The following is a 16,559-nucleotide window of genomic DNA, read 5'->3' on the forward strand; positions in this document are numbered from 1 at the left end:
CCATGAATTCAGTGCTGCGCCTGATCGCCCTGCCGTTCCGGGCTCCCCTCGTGCTCCTGCTGATCGGGGTGAGTGTCTATCTCGGAATGCACTGGACCCTTACCCTGCCGGAATTGAGCCAGCGCTTTTCAAGCCCCGGCCATTTCATCCTGCTGGTGGAGTACCTGCACGCCGTTGTGGTGGTGGTGATCTGCACCATGCCGGATCTCCTCCTGTTCCGTCTTTCTCAGCTCATGGCCGCCAGTCGGGTGGTGAGCCTGGTGGTCAGCCTGCTGCTGGTCACCCTGGCTGGTCTGTACCTGCTGCACCTCAACATCCTGGCCAACGTGCTGATCCTGGCGCCGGCGGTGCTGCTGGCCCGTCTGGATCTGGTGCGGATCCGGGTGGTGCCCTCCTCCACCACCATGGTTCTTGTGCTCAACATCCTGGTGCTGGGAGGGCTCATGGCAGGACGCTGGCTGAGCACCCACGGCCAGGCGTTGGGGGCTTCGGCCTGATCGTGGCAGTCCCCTGGCTGTAACTCCAGAGGTTGCCCAGCACCTTCTTCACGTAGAGCCGCGTTTCCGGATAGGGGATCGCCTCCACCCAGAGTTCCGGTTCGTCCCGCAGGCGGCGCCGTTCAGCCGGGTCGGCCAGCCAGCCGGTCACGGCCCCCGGGCCGGCGTTGTAGCTGGCGATCATCGGCAGGAGCTGCTGATCCCACTGGCGAGCCAGTTGGTGCAGATAGAGGGCGCCGAGGCGGGTGTTGAGGCCGGGATCCTCCAGCTCCCGGCTGCTCATCGGCCGGCCCGCCAGCTCTGAAGCGGTACTGGGCAGCAGTTGCAGCAGCCCCACGGCGTCAGCGGGAGAGTGCACGGATGGGGTGAAACGTGATTCCTGCTTGGCCACCGCCAGCAGCAGGCTCACGGGCAGCCCTACGGGGGCTGCCGCCATCTGAAATTCCGGCAGGAAGCGCTTGGGGTGGAGGCTGCGCTCCAGCAGGGGCTGCAGCCCGCAGGGATCCGGGGCGAGCCGCAGGGAGGCCAGCTCCAGCTGCCCGAGGCCTGTCCAGTCGTCGCCGACACCCTGGCGCAGCCGCCCCTCCACCAGCAGGGTGGCGCTGTCGCCGGGCGGCACGTTGCCACGGCGCTGGCGCCATTGCTCCCAGGCCTCGAGCCGTTGATCGAGGCGCCAGAGGGTATCGAGCCCGGGATCACCGCTCCGCAGGGGCCACCAGGGCTCGCCGCTGGCGGCAGGTTCGCCGGGGTTGGGCAGGGGGGTGGCCTGTGCGTCCAGCAGGGTGTCGGCGGCGGGATCTCCCAGCTGGGCGGCGGCCCGCCAGGCGTAGTAGCCCCCGGGCCACTGCCGGCGCAGCTCCTGCCAGCGGATGAGCCCCGCCTGGCGGTCCCCCTGGCGGACCTGGGCGTAGCCCAGCCAGAAGCTGGCCCGGGCCGCCAGCGGTGCCGGCAGGGTTTCCGGGGTGATCGTGCTCAGCAGCTGGCTGGCGTCGGCCCATCGCCCTGCCAGGAGGGCGGAGCGGGCCAGCTCCCACTGCAGATCCCAGCTGGCCCGATCCGTGGGCCAGCGCCGCAGCACCGCCTGGGCGCCACGGCCTCCGCCTGCCAGGACCGCGTGAGCCTGCACCGGCGCACTGGAGCGCCAGCGGGGTGGCAGTTGCGCCAGCAACGCGTCGGTCTGCGGCTGCAGGACCAGCAGCCGCACGGCTTCATCGGCCTCGGGGGCCTGCGGGGCGCGGCGGACCAGCTCCAGCAGGCGCCCCTGGCCCAGGGCGTTGTCGGTGGCAGTGCCCCGCAGCAGGGCCTGGGCCAGGCTCAGCTCGGTGGCGTTGGAGCCGCGGCCACCCCTCAGGCAGGCCAGGGCGGCCTGGCCGTCGCCCAACTGGGCGAGGCCGCCGGCCAGCTGATCCCGTTGACCCGCGTTCGGTGCTGGATTCTTGAGGGCACAGGCCGCGCGGATCGGCCCGATCGCGCCGGGCCAGCGGGCTCCCCAGCGGGCCAGATGGCTGGCGCCATCCAGCAGGGCCTGGCCCTGATCGCCGGCCTCAAGGGCGGCGGCCAGGGCCGCTGGATGGGCGGGGAAGCGCTGCCGCAGCCGTTGCCGCTGGATCGGCTGTTCCCTTCCGAGGGCGTAGAGGGCATCGGCACTGCTCGGGGCGCCGGGGAAGCGGCGCAGTTGTTGCTGCCAGAGCTGGGTGGCGGCGTTGCTGTCGCCCAGGGCTTCCGCGGCCAGGGCGTCCTGTTTGAGCACCACGGCGGCGAGGGGATCGGCTCCCCAGCCCTGGTGGCGCAGGAGCTGCCTCCGTTGGCGTGGCTCCTCGCCCAGGCGGGCGTGCAGCAGGAGCGCCGCCTCCCGCCGCCGCCAGGGATCCGGGTCCCAGCGCGCCGCCCTGGTCAGTGCAGCACTGGAGACGGCGGGAGTCAGGGGTGGGCGCAGCCACTGCAGCAGGGCGCCGCCACCGAGGAGCGCCGCGCCGGTCCCCAGGGTGGTCGCCGCGATCAGCAGGGGGAAACGGGGCACGGCGTGCGGGCCAGCTGCCGGCATTCTGGGGATCCCTCCGCCGCCGGTGCCGCCGGCTCGGTCGATGCCGCGGTTGCCGTCCCTGCCGCCCTTGCCGCCGTTGCTCACCACCCTGCCGGGAGCGGCCCAGCGGCGGCGCTCCCGGCAGATCTGGGGGGCGGCCGGGCTCGTGCTGCTGCTGCGGCCCTATCCGCCTTTCCGCTGGTTGCCGGGCTGGAGTGTGGGCCTGCTGCTGCTCTGGGCGGTGGCGGAGCTGCTGCGCTGGGCCTGCTGGCCGCGTCGCTGGCGCTGACCCGGAGTCGTGCCGCTGGCGGTGATGGCGAGGGCGGGGCGGGACACGGCGCTTAACCTGCTGCCCGCCATCGATTGCGTTGCCATGCCCGGGCCGCTGCCCCCTCCGATCGGTGCACCCCTGGGTGACGCCGTCACCGGCTTCGGCACGGACGGAATCCGCGGCCGCGTCGGTACCTGCGTGACCCCGGCCCTGGCGCTGCAGGTGGGCTACTGGTGCGGGCGGGTGCTGCGCACCGACGGCCCGGTGGTGATCGGCAGTGATTCGCGCACCAGCGGACCGATGCTGGTGGCGGCCCTCACCGCCGGTCTGACCGCCGCGGGTCGGGAGGTCTGGAACCTGGGTCTCTGCCCCACACCGGCGGTGCCCGGCACGATCCGCCGCCTCGGGCTGGCTGGTGGGCTGATGGTCTCGGCCAGCCACAACCCTCCCCACGACAACGGCATCAAGGTGTTCGGGGCTTCCGGCGCCAAGCTCAGCCGCGACCAGCAGGAGGCGATCGAGCGCGGTCTGCGGGGCACGCCGGAGACTGAGGCCGAAGCTCCGATCGGCGGCCCCAGCACTAGCGGCAACATTGCCAGCGGCTCCGAGACGTTCGGCTCTGCCTATGAGCGGGGCGACCTGCTGGAGGTCTATCGGCAGGGTCTGCTGGCCAGCGTCGAGGGGAGGCGACTGGATGGGTGCCCGGTGGTGCTCGACCTCTGCTGGGGATCGGCCGCCGCCTGTGGGGAGGCGGTCTTCCGTGACCTCGGTGCCGCGGTGACCGTGCTGCACGGCGAGCCGGATGGCCACCGCATCAATATGGGCTGTGGCAGTACCCATCTCGAGCCGCTGCGGCAGGCCGTGCTCGCCAGCGGTGCCGCCATGGGATTCGCCTTCGATGGCGATGCCGACCGCATGCTGGCCGTCGATGGCCAGGGTCGGGTGGTGGACGGCGATCAGATCCTCTACCTCTGGGGCACGGCCCTGCAGGAGGCCGATCAGCTGCCCCAGAACCGCATTGTGGCCACGGTGATGTCCAACCTGGGCTTCGAGCGTGCCTGGCAGGCCCGTGGCGGGGTGCTGGAGCGCACCGCCGTGGGGGATCAGTACGTCCACCAGGCGATGGAGGAGCTGGGGGCGGGTCTCGGTGGTGAGCAGTCGGGTCACATCCTCTCGGCCCGCCATGGCATGAGCGGCGATGGCCTGCTCACCGCCCTGCAGGTGGCCACCCGCCTGCACCAGGCCGGCCTGAGCCTGGCCGATTGGCTTGAGAGCAGCTTCCGGCCCTACCCCCAGCGGCTCGTCAACGTGACCGTGCCCGATCGGCAGCGGCGGCAGCAGTGGCAGCAGTGTGAGCCGCTGCGTCGTGCGGTGGAGGCGGCCGAGCAGGCGATGGAGGGTCAGGGACGGGTGCTGGTGCGGGCCAGCGGCACCGAGCCCCTGCTGCGGGTGATGGTGGAGGCGGCCGAACAGGGCCAGGTGGATCACTGGACTCACCACCTGGCGGCCGAGGCCGAAGCGCACCTCTGTGCGGCCTGAGGGCTCAGGCTGCCTGATCCGCCAGCTGCTGGGCGAGCTGGAGGGCACCGGCGCAGGCATCGCCCCGCGGGTCCACCAGATGGGCGCCGCCCAGACGCTCCTGCAGCCGCTGGGCGAAACGCTGGTGCAGGCCCTCCAGGTGGCGCAGGGCCCCGCCGCTGGTCACCACGGCCGGGTTCTGCAGCGCAAGGGCCACGGCCACCGCCGTGACCATTGCCGCCAGGGCGGTGGCGTTGGCCTCAAGGATCGCCGCCGCCCCGGCATCGCCGTGCCTGGCCAGGTCGTGCACCACAGGCGCCAGGGCGGCGAAGCCAGCGGCGCCGAACTGCGGCTGCACCACCAGGGTCTTGATCCGCTGAGGCGCCTGGGGATCCTCCACACCCAGGTCCAGGGCCTGCCACAGGGCCCGCCGTAGCTCGGACTCCGGGGCGCGGCCATCGGCCATGCGCAGGCTCAGGGCCAGGCCATCGCGGCCGATGTCCATCGCGGAGCCGGCACCATCGAGCAGCCAGCCCCAGCCGCCGCAGCGGTGGCTGCGGCCCTGGCCGTCCTGGCCCACGGCGATCGTGCCGGTGCCGCTGATCACCAGGATGCCGGCCCCACCCGCGAAGGCGCCATGCAGGGCGGTGCGCTCATCGCCGGTCACCTCCAGCCGTTCCAGGGGCAGCTGCAGGGCCTGAGCGGCGAGGCGTCGGCCCTCCTCCTGCACGGCGGTTCCCTGCTCGATCCCGCTGGCGCCGATCGCCGCCGCCAACAGGGGCTGCCGACCTGCCTGGGCCTGCGCCTCGGCCGGCAGCCGTTCCAGAGCGCTCTGAAGGCTGAGCTGCAGGGCCGCACGGAAGCGCTCCGGGCCATCCGGTGCCGCCAGGTGCCAGACGCCCGGACCCTCGCCTTCCGCCACGATCACGCTCTCTGCCTGTCCAGCCGCTGATGGTTCAGCCCCGGTCTCCCTGGCCACGGCCGCCGGCAGGGGCAGCGCCAGGCGGCAGCGGGTGTGGCTCTGGCCGGCGTCGAAGCCGGCGATCAGGCTCCGCGGTTGCAGTGGTGGTGGCGACCCGGTCATCAGGGGCTGTTCGCGGGCCGGACGGGCGGTGGGGCGGCCGCGAGGGTGGCCAGGCAGAACCAGGCGATCAGCTGCACCTCCGGCCGGAAGAAGATCGTGTCGGTGAGGCCCTGCACCATCAGCCCGGCGATCACCGCCACCGAGGCCAGGCAGGGCAGGGCCAGCACGCCGGACTGACGCCACTGGGCCAGCCCGGCCCTGATGCTTGCCAGAGCGAGGCCGATGCCGGCCAGCAGACCGGGAATCCCCGCTTCCACGGCCAGCTCCAGGGGGATCGAGTAGGTGCTGAGGGCGTTGAACTTGGGTTGCTGATAGAGCGGGTAGATCAGGTTGAAGGCCGTGTTGCCCGGCCCGATCCCCAGCCATGGCCTGTCGCGGATCATGTCCAGGGCCGCCAGCCAGACGTTGATGCGGAAGTTGTTGGAGCTGTCCTCGCGGCCCACCAGCAGGCTCATCGCCCGCACCCGCAGGGGCTCCACCTGGGTGACGAGCAGCACCAGAATCAGGGCCCCGCCTCCCAGCAGCAACAGCGGAAACAGGCGCCGCCACAGCAGGGGCCAGGTCTGGGTCTGGCGGATCGCCAGCAGCAGGCCGATCACGGCAAGGGAGGCCACCATCCCCATCCAGGCGCCGCGGCTGTAGGTGAGCACCAGAGCTGAAGCACCCAGCACCAGGGAGGCGAGAGCATAGAGCTTGCGGGCCAGGCCGGGCCAGCGCAGCAGGGCCACGATCGCCAGGGGCAGGATCGGCAGGAGATAGCCCCCCAGCAGGTTGGGGTTCTCCAGGGTGCTGTAGATCCGCACCGTTCCGCTGGCCACTGAGTTCGGATCGGCCCAGCGGGCCAGTTCGCTGGTGTTGGCGTAGAGCTGCCGCAGGCCGATCACGCTGGTCACCAGCTCGCCGGCCAGCAGCGCTGCCACGATCCGGTCCCACCACACCGGAGCGGCGGCCAGCAGCTGGCGCATCAGGGCATAGACGGCCATGTAGCTGAGCAGTTTCAGCAACCCCTTGGCTGCGGCAGCCGGGACCGGCGAGAAGCCCGTGGCCAGCACCGCCAGGGCCAGCACCACCAGCAGCCAGCCATTGATCGGGCTCAGGCCCCGCGCCGGCGTCCGCAGGGCCCACACCAGCCAGAGCAGGCCGCTGGCCAGGATCAGCAGGCTCAGCCCTGCGCGGGTCACCAGCGGCAGGCCGGCCATCAGGGCGCAGAGCACCACCCCCGCCACCAGGGGCATCCGGCTGCTGAGGGGGCCGGCGGGGGTGTTGGCCAGAACCCCCTGCCAGCGCAGCAGCCAGGGGGTGGGGGCAGGGGAGGTCAAGGGGCTGGTGGCTCCGCGGCGCAGGAGTCGGTGGTGTGCACCGGCTCAGTGGCGGGATTATCGGCGGCCAGCGCCACCCTCTCCTCCAATCCGGGGGCGGGCGTCAGGGCGCGTTGATAGAGCACGCGGTACACCGGAAGCCCCTGCTCCAGCACCAGTCGCTCCCGTTCGGTCGGCACCGGCAGGGGGTTGTGGTCGCGCCAGGGGCGCCGGTCCTGCGGCGGACGGGTGAAGCAGGCGCTGGCCTCGATCAGGTCCACCATCGGCTCGATCACGGCCAGCACGTCGCTCTGGATGAACAGCTCCCGGCCCGGCGCCAGGGCGGCTGCGATCGCGTGCAGCAGGGCGGGCTGCAGCACCCGCCGCTTGTGATGCTTCGTCTTGAACCAGGGGTCGGGGAACTGGATCGTGACCCGCTCCAGCCTGCCCTCCGGCAGGGCCCTGAGCCAGTCCTGCAGGCTCACATTGGCGTTGCAGAGCAGGAAGTGGAGGTTGCTGAGGCCCAGGACCTGGCGGTCGGCCTCGGCGGCCTCCACCAAGGGCCTGCGGATCTCGACGCCGAGATGGTTCCAGCCCGGATCCACCTGGGCCAGGGCCAGCAGGAAGCGGCCGCGGGCCGAGCCGATGTCGAGCCGAAGCGGCAGGGACGGATCGGCGAACAGGTCGTTCAGTGGTGGCAGGGGCCGCGGCAGCTGGTGGCGGCGGCTGAGGGGATTGACGTGTTGACGCACCATGGCGGCAGTGTCGCTTCCGGCGCTCAGGCCGCCGCTTCGGCTGCTGAGGCGACCGGGTCCACGGGTTCCTGGGGCACCAGGAAGCCGATGCTGGCGGTGTAGCCATGCAGGTGCGTGTTGCCCGCCACCGGCCCGATTTCGCCGTTGCAGAACGCCCCGGCGATCGGCACCGTCGCGAAGGCGGCGCGGCAGAGGCTCACATCCCCGTCCGGGCGGCCGTAGAGGCCCTGGCCCCGGCCCAGACAGGCAAAGACCAATGCCGCCAGTGGCTCCGGCTCCCGTTCAGCCTGGCTGGCCAGCAGCTGGCGCAGCTCCTGGCTGGAGGCGGCGGCATCGCGCAGCTGGAACTGCACCTGCTGGCCCACCCGCATCCGCTCCGCCACGGCCACGGCGCCATTGCGGGGATCGACGCCGATCAGGTTGCGCACCAGGAAGGCCGCCGAGTCTTCGCTGCTGCTGCTGAGGCTGAAGTTGCTGCGCCCCACACCCAGGAACAGGGAGTGCTTGACGAGCTCCCGCTCCTCCGGGGTGAGGGCCGTGAGGATTTCCTGCAGGGCGGCCACGGGGGTGTTGCGCCGCTGGCCGAGGCTCACTTCCAGCACTACGTTGCGCTGGGCCTGCTCCACTTCGAACACCGGGCCGATCGGCCGGCAGCCCTGAGCCACCACTGCATCGAGCCGCCAGGCTCCTTCGATCAGACAGCCCACCGCGCCGGTGCAGACCGAGCCGTCAAACAGCAGGGAGCCATGGCTGGCGCTGTGCTGTCCGGCGATGCCTCCCACCTTGTCGACCCCCGCAAAGGCGTAGTCGAGGCCACTGATCAGGTCGTTGATGGCCGGACTGGAGGGATCCACCAGCAGCAGCATCGAGGCAGACGCGCCTGCGGCGGTGCCGACCCGATCGATCCAGGGTTCGGCGGGGCCGTCCAGATCAGGCAGCTGGCTGGTGTCGATCTGGAACGGGTGCAGCCTTGCACCGGGCAGGCGCAGCAGGGTCACGCTCAGGGCCGGCTCGCGCTCCAGCTCCCGCGGCACCCCGGCAGGGTCGGTGCCCACCACACCGCCGCCGACACAGCCGAGCCAATGGTTGGAGCGCAGCCGCTGGCTGAGCAGTGGCAGCAGACGTGGCAGGTCACTGGCGTAGGCGCTCGAGACAAACACCAGGGCCAGATCGGCTTCTTCCTTGCTGCTCAGTTGGCCGGCGACGGCATCCACCGCGGCCTCGAGGGAGGCCTCCTGGGAGAGCGCGCTGCGACACCAGGCAGCCGGCTCAGCTGGCTCGAGCCAGCGCAGGAATGGGAATGCGGCCATGGGCGGACCCTATCGCCTCAGGCAGGCTGCGGATAATGGCGTCTTCCCGTACCGCCGCCGCCGTGTTCGAGTCCGATCTCCTGTATCGCTCGCTGGTGTGGCTGGATGTGCGGCTCGCCAGCGTGTTCGCCCTGGGGCTGCCGCTGGTGCTGCTGGTCTGGGCGGCGCTGCGTCGGGAGACGGCCCTGGTGCGGCTCCTCACGATCTACTGGAAGGTGGCCAGCCTGCTGCTGGTGGCCCTGTTGCTGCTCACCGATCGCCGTCCGCTCGGCTACGCCCTGCTGGTGATTGCGCCGCTGATGATCGTGGCGTCCCTGTGGTTCTGGGTCGATCTCAACGAGGAACTGGCCGACCTGCCGCCCTGGCGTCCCTTGCCGCTCACCCTGCGCCTCTGGCGCTGGAGCCTCACGGTGCTGGCCCTGCTCGGGGCGGGCCTGGCGACCACGGCGCTTCCCTGCCTGGGGGGTGGGGCTGCCCTGGAGCGCACCCTCTGCCGTGCCTGGCTGGAGGCGCCGCAGGGCATTCATGGGGGCGTCGACCGGGTCTTTGACTTCGTCTTCGGCGCCGACTGGACGCCGGCGGTGGCGGCCTTCGTGGGCTACCTGGCCCTGGTGGGCTATGGGGTGGGGCTGTTGCAGTGGCTGCTGGTGCGGCTGCCCAAGCAGGGGAGGGTGGCCGGTGAGTTCTGAGACGGGCGCTGCCGGCTGTGGGGTGCTGGCCAGGCTGGAGGAGATCAGCCGGGACCGGCCCGATCGGGTGCTGCGGCTGCGGGGTTCCCTCGGCGAGGACCCCCTGGAGCTGCTGGTGTTCCGCGGATTTTCCAGCAGCACCACGCACCCCACAGAGGTCGATCCCGACCAGTCGGCGTTGCCGCCGGGCGCACGGATCGAAGCCGCCGAACTGCTGGTGGGCCCCCTGCGGCCCGGTGCCGAGCAGGTGCTGCTGGGGCCGGTGCCGATGGAGCTGCTGTTGGACCCGGCCCGCTGGTGCTGAGGTGCCTGGCCGGCTGAACTCCGGCTCAATTCAGGTGGTCAGCACCGCCACGCAGCGGCCGCAGAGGCTGGGGTGCAGGGTGTGCTGGCCGATGTCGGTTTCGTAATGCCAGCAGCGCTCGCATTTCTCGCCCTCGGCCCGGGCAATCCGCACCTGGATGCCGCCTGCGCTGGCCTCGGCCAGCACCGCGTCAGGGGGAGCACCGCCCAGCTGCAGAGCTGAGACCAGCAGCCAGTCGGCCAGGTTGTCGACGCTTGGCGCGGCTGAACCCGCCAGCCAGTCGAGGCAGGGTTGCAGGGCCGCTGCGGCCTCACCGGCGCCGAGCTCCAGGTGCACCTGGGCTTCAAGGGAGGCACCGAGCTTCCCTTCGGCCCGGCAGCTCTCCAGCTGGCGGTTCACCAGGGCGCGCAGCTCGAGAATCCGCTCCATGGAGCTCTCCAGTTCGGGTGCGGCCCAGTCCGCTGGCGCCGTGGGCCAGCCCCGCTCAAACACCGAGACCTCGGCCACGGGGTAGGGAAGGTTCTGCCAGATGTCTTCAGCCATGTGGCAGAGCACCGGTGCGATCAGCCCCGCCAGACGCTCCAGCACCAGGCTCAGCACGGTCTGACAGCTGCGGCGGCGGAATTCGGCAGCGCCGCTCACGTAGAGCCGATCCTTGGCGATGTCGAGGTAGACGTTGGAGAGATCCACCACGCAGAAGTTCTGCAGCGCCTGAAAGAAGCGGTAGAACTCGAAGCGCTCGAAGTCGCCCGTCACCGCATCGATCAGGGCGGCGGTGCGCTGCAGCATCCAGCGGTCCAGCAGCGGCAGCTCGGCGTAGGCGATCGCATCGCCGCCCTCGGCCACGGGCCGCGGATCGAAGTCGTGGAGGTTGCCCAGCAGATAGCGGGCCGTATTGCGCACTTTGCGGTACACATCCGCCAGTTGCTTGACGATCCCCGGACCGAGGGGCACGTCGGCCGAATAGTCGACCGAACTCACCCACAGCCGCAGGACATCGGCCCCATAGGCGGGATCCTGCTTGGCGTTCTTGCCGCCTTCCACCAGGACCGCCGGGTCGACCACGTTGCCCAGGGATTTGCTCATCTTGCGGCCCTTCTCATCCAGGGTGAAGCCGTGGGTGAGCACCCGCCGATAGGGGGCGTGGCCATTGACGGCCACCGAGGTGAGCAGGCTGCTCTGGAACCAGCCGCGGTGCTGGTCCGAGCCCTCCAGGTAGAGGTCGGCGGGATAGTTCAGGGGCGAGGCCTCCGCCGGGGCGTCAGCGGCGGCAAGGCCGCCGAGCACGCCGGCCCAGGAGGAGCCGGAATCGAACCACACATCCATGGTGTCGCTGCCCTTGCGCCATTGATCGGCCTGGTCGGCATAGGCGGGTGGCAGCAGGCCTGCCTCATCGCGCTCCCACCACACGTCGGAGCCGTGCTCGGCGATCAGGGCCTGGATGTGGTCGAGGGTGTCGGCGTTGAGCAGCACCTCACCGCTGCTGCGGTGATAGAACACGGGGATCGGCACACCCCAGGTGCGCTGGCGCGAGATGCACCAATCGCCCCGGTCCCGCACCATCGCCTCGATGCGATTGCGGCCGCTCTCGGGCAGCCAGTCTACGGCGGCGATCGAGGCGAGGGCCTGGTCGCGAAAGCCGTCCACTGACGCGAACCACTGTTCCGTGGCCCGGAAGATCGTCGGTTTCTTGGTGCGCCAGTCGTAGGGATAGCGGTGTTCGTAGCGCTGCTCCGCCAGCAGGGCGCCGGCATCCCGCAGGGCGGTGATGATGGCCCCATTGGCCTCCTTCAGCACATTCAGGCCGGCGAATGGACCGGCTTCGGCGGTGAGGTTGCCGGCCTCATCGACCGGGCAGAGCACCGCCAGGCCGTACTTGCGGCCGGTGTTGAAGTCGTCCACGCCATGGCCGGGGGCGGTGTGCACCAGGCCGGTGCCTGCTTCGGTGGTGATGTATTCGCCGCCGATCACCACCGGGCTGCTGCGATCCAGCAGGGGGTGCTGGTAAGTGATGCCCTCCAGCTCCGCGCCCTTGACCCGAAGGATGGGTTCGAGACTCAGCCCCAGGGTGTGCTCCAGGCTGGCGGCCAGATCGGCCGCCACCACCAAGTGGGCAGCGCGGTGTTGGCTACCGCCTCCGCCCTGGCCGATGCGGCAGATGGCGTAGTCGAGTCGGTCGTTCACCGACACTGCCAGGTTGGCCGGCAGGGTCCAGGGCGTGGTGGTCCAGATCGCCACCGCCAGGGAGCCAGCGCCTTCAAGGGTCACGCCGGCGTTGTGCAGGCCCTGGCGCAGCGGCTCGGGCAGCTCCACCACCGGAAAGGCGACGAAGACGCTCGGGGAGGTGTGCCCGTCGGGGTACTCCAGCTCGGCCTCCGCCAGAGCGGTGCGGGAGCTGGGGCTCCAGTGCACCGGTTTGAGCCCCCGGTAGATGTGCCCGGCCAGCACCATCTGACCGAACACGCCGATCTGGGCCGCCTCGTACGCCTTGTGCAGGGTCAGGTAGGGCTGGTCCCAGTCGGCCCAGATGCCCCAGCGGCGAAACCCGGCCTTCTGGCCCTCCACCTGCTCGAGCGCATAGGCGTGGGCCTTGCGCCGCAGCGCGATCGGCGTGAGGGCCTGGCGTTCGCTGCTGCTGAGGCTCTGCAGCACCTTCAGCTCGATCGGCAGGCCGTGGCAGTCCCAGCCCGGCACGAAGCGGCAGCGCCTGCCCTGCAACAGGGCGGTTTTGTTGATGATGTCCTTGAGGATCTTGTTGAGGGCGTGACCCGCGTGCAGGGCGCCATTGGCGTAGGGCGGCCCGTCATGCAGGGTGAAGCGTTCTCCCGGATTCTCGCGGCTGAGACGCTCGTAGATCCGCTGCTCGGCCCAGAAACGCTGCAGCTCCGGCTCCCGCACCTTGGCATTGGCCCGCATGCCGAAGGGCGTCTGCAGGAGGTTGAGGGTGTCCTTGTAGGACACCTCTGCGGTGGGGCCCGCGGCCGCAGCCGGATCGGAGGACGAGGGGGAGGCCGGGCTGGCGGTCACGACGCCTCGGTGCAGCAAGGCGCGATTATCCCGTCCCGCTGCATTTGCCCCGGCGTGACGGCGCTCTGGCACGCCGGTGTCTTCGGTGTCAGGGTGCTTCTGGCGTGGAGCGGAGCAGCGCGTCGACATCCTCGAAGCTGCGCACCACTGGGGCCGATCCCGCCGCGATCTGGGCTTTGGTTGCGGGATCGGCTTCGGCTTCGGTTTCAGCTTCGGTTTCGGTTTCGCCGGCTTCGGGGCCGGTTTCAGGGTCCGCTGCTGTCGGTGTCTGAACCGAAGCAGCCTCCGGAACCGAAACAGGAATTTGCGGTTCTGATGGCTCCGGGGTGAGGTCGGAGTCGGAGGGGTTGAGGTCGTCCTCCGGGGCAGGGCTGGGCGCTGCAGCTGTCCCCGCCGGCTGGGTTTCGGCCTCATGCCTGGGGGCAGTCAGGGGAGGGATCGATCCGTCGGACTCTGGGCTGGTTTCCAGCGCAGGCTGGTGCTTGGTGGCCCCATCGGTCTCGGGGCTGTGCTGGGGCGCGGGCTCCTGGCCCTGCAGGCCATCAGCACCGGGGTTGCGCTCGGCCCCAGGGTTGGAGTCCATGTCGGCGCTGGCTTCCTGGTCAGAACTGTCCCTTGAGCTGTCCGTGGCCCCAGGCTCCTGCCGCACCCAGCGCTTGGTGACGCTGCGCGGTTGGCGCCGCTCCTGGATCCAGCTGGCCAGTCCCGTTGCCAGGCCCATCACCAGCTCGATCAGCTTGCCGACCGCCACCAGCAGTTGCTGCAGGCTGGTTCGCCACCGCTCCAACGACCAGAGCCGCTGCTGCTCTTCGGGGGTGAGCTGACGCCAGCGGGCCTGGCCCACCTCGCTGCCGAGGCGGCCGATCAGCAGGCCGCCGCAGAGCACGGCCACCATCGGCGCTCCCACCAGGCGGTCGGCGCTGGTGACCAGCACCAGCCCCAGCAGCAGCACCACCGCCCCCCACACTGCGTCGCGGGGACGGCTCAGCTCCTGGGCCAGCAGCGGCAGCAACAGAACAGCCAGCCCCAGCAGCAGGGCCAGGCTTCCCCCCAGGGTGGCGAGCATGGCGGTGTGGCGTACGGCCCCCATTGTGGAAGCTGTTCCCCGACACTCCCTAGAGTCGCCACACGCCCACCTGGCGGAATTGGTAGACGCGCTGGGTTTAGGTTCCAGTGGCTCAGGCTGTGGGGGTTCAAGTCCCCCGGTGGGCATTCCCGGTTTTTTAGGTTGTGTGACCTTTTGGCCTCAGGTGCATCAGCAGACGATGATGGAATCTCCGCTGGCGACTGAGGCGCGTTCGATTCAGACCCCTGCCACCCAGGTGCTGAGGCGTTCCCCTTCCAGTGCGGTGCCGCGAGAGTTCCTCGACCCGCCGGATGCCTGGAATCCCACCGTGGGGTTGTTCCTGGGGGGCTATGCCCTGGCAGGGCTCACCATCTGGGGCTGGTTCGGCGCCGGTTGGCCCCTGCCGGTGCTGCTGGCCCTCGGCTTCCTGGCTCTGCATCTGGAGGGCACCGTGATTCACGATGCCTGCCACAACGCCGCCCATCCCAGCCGCTTCTGGAACGCGGTGATGGGCCATGGGGCGGCGATGCTGCTCGGCTTCAGCTTTCCGGTGTTCACGCGGGTGCATCTGCAGCATCACGCCCATGTGAACGATCCCAAACACGATCCCGATCACATCGTCTCCACGTTTGGACCGCTGTGGCTGATCGCACCGCGTTTTTTCTATCACGAGGTCTTCTTCTTCCGGCATCACCTCTGGCGCCGCTATGAATTACTGGAGTGGGGTCTGGCTCGCGGCCTCTTCTTTGCCATCGTGCTGGCGTCGTTGAAGTATGGCTTCCAGGATTTCGTCTTCAACTGCTGGTTCGCACCGGCGCTGATGGTGGGGGTCACCCTGGGTCTGTTCTTCGATTATCTGCCTCACCGGCCCTTTCAGTCGCGCAACCGCTGGCACAACGCCCGCGTTTACCCGGGCCGGTTGATGAACCTGCTGATCATGGGGCAGAACTATCACCTGATTCACCATCTCTGGCCATCGATTCCCTGGTTTGAGTACCAGGACGCCTATCACGCCACCCGCCACATTCTTGACGCCAAGGGATCACCTCAGCGTCTCGGTTTGTTCGAGACCCGCACCGATGGTCTCAATTTTCTCTACGACATCTTTCTCGGCGTGCGCAGCCACAAGAAGCGCCGCAGTCGACTCAGGCCTCTGGCTGCTCTGATGCCGACCCGCCATGCCCGCCGCAGGGTGTTGGAGCTGCTGCATCGAACGGCGGTGTCGCCGGTCCGCTGAGCCCTTACTCAGCCAGGATGCGCGGCACGCGGAAGAAGTCGCCCTCGCGCTGTGGCGCCAGATCCAGAAGCTGCTCGCGCTCCGCAGTGGTGTCCACCGCATCGGCTCGGGTCACATTCACCACTTCGACGGCCCGGGTGGTGGGCTCAACGCCTTCGGTGTCGACCTGCTGGAGATGGGCCACGTAATCGAGAATGCGCTCGAGCTGGCCGGTGTAGGTGGTGATCTTCTCCTCGGGGAGATCGAGGCGGGCCAGGTGGGCCACCTTGCGTACATCGTCGGCCGTGATCCTGCTCATCGCTGCACCCGGGTCGGGGGGGAGGCTGAGGGGGAACTTACTCGGCCAGGAAGGCGGTGAGATCCTCCGCCAGGGCCGTGGCCGCCAGATCCAGAAAGGTCTTGCCGTGGTCAGGACTGGCCAGGAAGGGATCGGAACCCATGCGGCCATCGGGATGGCGCCGGCGGAAATCGGCTGGGCCATGAATCGGGCCGGCCGGCGCCGGTTCCGGCAGGGGCCGCTGCTTCTCCACCAGGCTCGGCTCCAGGTGCAGGGTCAGGGCGATTTCGCTGGGGGTGGCGTGATGGCCTTCCTTCTCGCCATAGCGTTGCCGGGCTTCACGCATCACCGGTGCGGCGGTGAACCAGTTGGCCAGACGGCAGCGCAGCCGTTCCGGGTGGGGCAGCCCCCGGGCGGTGGCGGTGCCGTAGGCCTGGGCGAAGGCGGCCCGGGCCGTGGCGATGTTGCCGCCGTGGCCGTTGATCACGAAGATCCGCTCAAAGCCATGGCGCGCCAGCGACAGCACCACGTCGTGGAGCACAGCCAGCAGCGTGGCCGGCTGCAGGCTGATCGTGCCGGCGAAATCGAGGTGGTGCTCCGCCATGCCGAAGGCCTGGGTCGGCGTGACCAGCACACCGGTGCGGCGGCCCACTTCCAGGGCCACGGCTTCAGCGGTGAGGGCATCGGTGCCGATGGCGCCCGTGGGTCCGTGCTGCTCCGTGGAGCCGAGCGGCACGATCACCCCCTTGCAGTGCGTCAGGTAGGTCTCCACCTCCGGCCAGCTGCGCAGCTGCAGGCGGATGGCTTCGGTGCTGGGGGAGATGGTCATGGTGAACAGCGGCAACCTGGATGGATCTGCTTAGGATCAATGGGCCTGCAGCCCGGAGGGACCATGCTGCACCGCAAGCTCCAACAGTTCTGTTGTGAGAAGCGCCCGGTGTGGGTGTTTCTGCGCGATCAGCAGCGCTGGATCGAAGAGGCGCGCATCCTGGAGATCGATGGTGATCTCGTCACCCTGCGCTACGACGCCGAAGACGACGACGAGCTGCACAGTTGGGAGGAGAGCGTGCGTCTCGATTCGATCGGCGCCGTCAGCACCCGCCTGGCCTACGTGTGCCGCACCAACACGGCCGACGATCTGCTGACCTCCGAGGACTGCCCTGAAGCGGAACGGCTTGGCAGCCAGGGCTCCTGAACAGCCCC

The 16,559-nt window shown here is 69.9% G+C and carries 16 protein-coding genes and 1 tRNA gene; 8 read left to right on the plus strand and 9 right to left on the minus strand.

Features of this window, described 5'->3' with window-relative positions; translation table 11 throughout:
- Positions 1–2 precede the first annotated feature (2 nt).
- A complete protein-coding gene (locus H8F24_RS07780; protein ID WP_197157302.1) occupies positions 3–497 on the plus strand; it encodes a hypothetical protein in 495 nt (164 codons plus the stop codon).
- On the opposite strand, the gene H8F24_RS07785 is transcribed toward H8F24_RS07780, so the two are convergent.
- Positions 442–2,517, minus strand: a complete 2,076-nt coding sequence (locus tag H8F24_RS07785; protein WP_231598178.1) for a lytic transglycosylase domain-containing protein — start codon at positions 2,515–2,517, stop codon at positions 442–444. The genes H8F24_RS07780 and H8F24_RS07785 overlap by 56 nt on opposite strands.
- Positions 2,518–2,581: 64 nt before the next feature.
- On the opposite strand from H8F24_RS07785, the gene H8F24_RS07790 reads away from it, so the two are divergent.
- A complete protein-coding gene (locus H8F24_RS07790; protein ID WP_197171655.1) occupies positions 2,582–2,809 on the plus strand; it encodes a hypothetical protein in 228 nt (75 codons plus the stop codon).
- Positions 2,810–2,893: 84 nt separating this feature from the next.
- Entirely contained in the window at positions 2,894–4,330 is a 1,437-nt protein-coding gene (glmM, locus tag H8F24_RS07795; protein ID WP_197171657.1) for a phosphoglucosamine mutase, read from the plus strand.
- Positions 4,331–4,334: 4 nt separating this feature from the next.
- On the opposite strand, the gene H8F24_RS07800 is transcribed toward glmM, so the two are convergent.
- From H8F24_RS07800 to H8F24_RS07815, 4 genes are read right to left on the minus strand one after another with little or no spacing between them, the layout of a single operon-like run.
- A complete protein-coding gene (locus H8F24_RS07800) occupies positions 4,335–5,393 on the minus strand; it encodes an N-acetylglucosamine kinase (protein ID WP_197171659.1) in 1,059 nt (352 codons plus the stop codon).
- Complete coding sequence (locus H8F24_RS07805; protein ID WP_197171661.1) at positions 5,393–6,712, minus strand: IctB family putative bicarbonate transporter; 1,320 nt, start codon at positions 6,710–6,712, stop codon at positions 5,393–5,395. The genes H8F24_RS07800 and H8F24_RS07805 overlap by 1 nt, the downstream gene beginning before the upstream one ends.
- A complete protein-coding gene (gene trmB / locus H8F24_RS07810) occupies positions 6,709–7,443 on the minus strand; it encodes a tRNA (guanosine(46)-N7)-methyltransferase TrmB (RefSeq protein ID WP_197172115.1) in 735 nt (244 codons plus the stop codon). The genes H8F24_RS07805 and trmB overlap by 4 nt, the downstream gene beginning before the upstream one ends.
- Before the next feature lie 26 nt (positions 7,444–7,469).
- Entirely contained in the window at positions 7,470–8,756 is a 1,287-nt protein-coding gene (locus H8F24_RS07815) for an FIST N-terminal domain-containing protein (protein ID WP_197171663.1), read from the minus strand.
- A 35-nt stretch (positions 8,757–8,791) separates the two neighbouring features.
- Between H8F24_RS07815 and H8F24_RS07820 the strand changes: the two genes are divergently transcribed.
- On the plus strand, positions 8,792–9,445 hold the full coding sequence (locus tag H8F24_RS07820; RefSeq protein WP_197171664.1) for a DUF3177 family protein: 654 nt from the start codon (positions 8,792–8,794) through the stop codon (positions 9,443–9,445).
- Positions 9,435–9,749, plus strand: a complete 315-nt coding sequence (locus H8F24_RS07825; RefSeq protein ID WP_231598179.1) for a hypothetical protein — start codon at positions 9,435–9,437, stop codon at positions 9,747–9,749. The genes H8F24_RS07820 and H8F24_RS07825 overlap by 11 nt, the downstream gene beginning before the upstream one ends.
- Positions 9,750–9,779: 30 nt before the next feature.
- Here the strand turns inward: H8F24_RS07825 and ileS are convergent, their stop codons facing one another.
- Both ileS and H8F24_RS20155 read right to left on the minus strand, forming a co-directional pair.
- A complete protein-coding gene (gene ileS / locus H8F24_RS07830; RefSeq protein WP_304623211.1) occupies positions 9,780–12,665 on the minus strand; it encodes an isoleucine--tRNA ligase in 2,886 nt (961 codons plus the stop codon).
- A 199-nt stretch (positions 12,666–12,864) separates the two neighbouring features.
- The gene (locus H8F24_RS20155) at positions 12,865–13,842 is read right to left on the minus strand and encodes a Ycf66 family protein (RefSeq protein WP_197171666.1); all 978 of its coding nucleotides are present in this window, start codon (positions 13,840–13,842) and stop codon (positions 12,865–12,867) included.
- A 64-nt stretch (positions 13,843–13,906) separates the two neighbouring features.
- On the opposite strand from H8F24_RS20155, the gene H8F24_RS07840 reads away from it, so the two are divergent.
- Together H8F24_RS07840 and crtR are read left to right on the plus strand one after the other, a co-directional pair.
- Positions 13,907–13,988: transfer RNA gene (locus H8F24_RS07840), tRNA-Leu, on the plus strand.
- Positions 13,989–14,044: 56 nt separating this feature from the next.
- Positions 14,045–15,079: a beta-carotene hydroxylase gene (crtR, locus tag H8F24_RS07845; RefSeq protein WP_370594818.1), complete on the plus strand. Its 1,035-nt coding sequence runs from the start codon at positions 14,045–14,047 to the stop codon at positions 15,077–15,079.
- A 4-nt stretch (positions 15,080–15,083) separates the two neighbouring features.
- Here the strand turns inward: crtR and gatC are convergent, their stop codons facing one another.
- The gene (gene gatC, locus H8F24_RS07850) at positions 15,084–15,377 is read right to left on the minus strand and encodes an Asp-tRNA(Asn)/Glu-tRNA(Gln) amidotransferase subunit GatC (protein WP_197157282.1); all 294 of its coding nucleotides are present in this window, start codon (positions 15,375–15,377) and stop codon (positions 15,084–15,086) included.
- Between the two features lie 37 nt (positions 15,378–15,414).
- The gene (locus tag H8F24_RS07855) at positions 15,415–16,185 is read right to left on the minus strand and encodes a creatininase family protein (RefSeq protein WP_197157280.1); all 771 of its coding nucleotides are present in this window, start codon (positions 16,183–16,185) and stop codon (positions 15,415–15,417) included.
- 63 nt (positions 16,186–16,248) lie between these two features.
- On the opposite strand from H8F24_RS07855, the gene H8F24_RS07860 reads away from it, so the two are divergent.
- Entirely contained in the window at positions 16,249–16,551 is a 303-nt protein-coding gene (locus tag H8F24_RS07860) for a DUF6679 family protein (protein WP_197157278.1), read from the plus strand.
- Positions 16,552–16,559: the final 8 nt, after the last annotated feature.

Source organism: Synechococcus sp. CBW1002, from assembly GCF_015840915.1.
Taxonomy (GTDB): Bacteria; Cyanobacteriota; Cyanobacteriia; order PCC-6307; family Cyanobiaceae; genus CBW1002.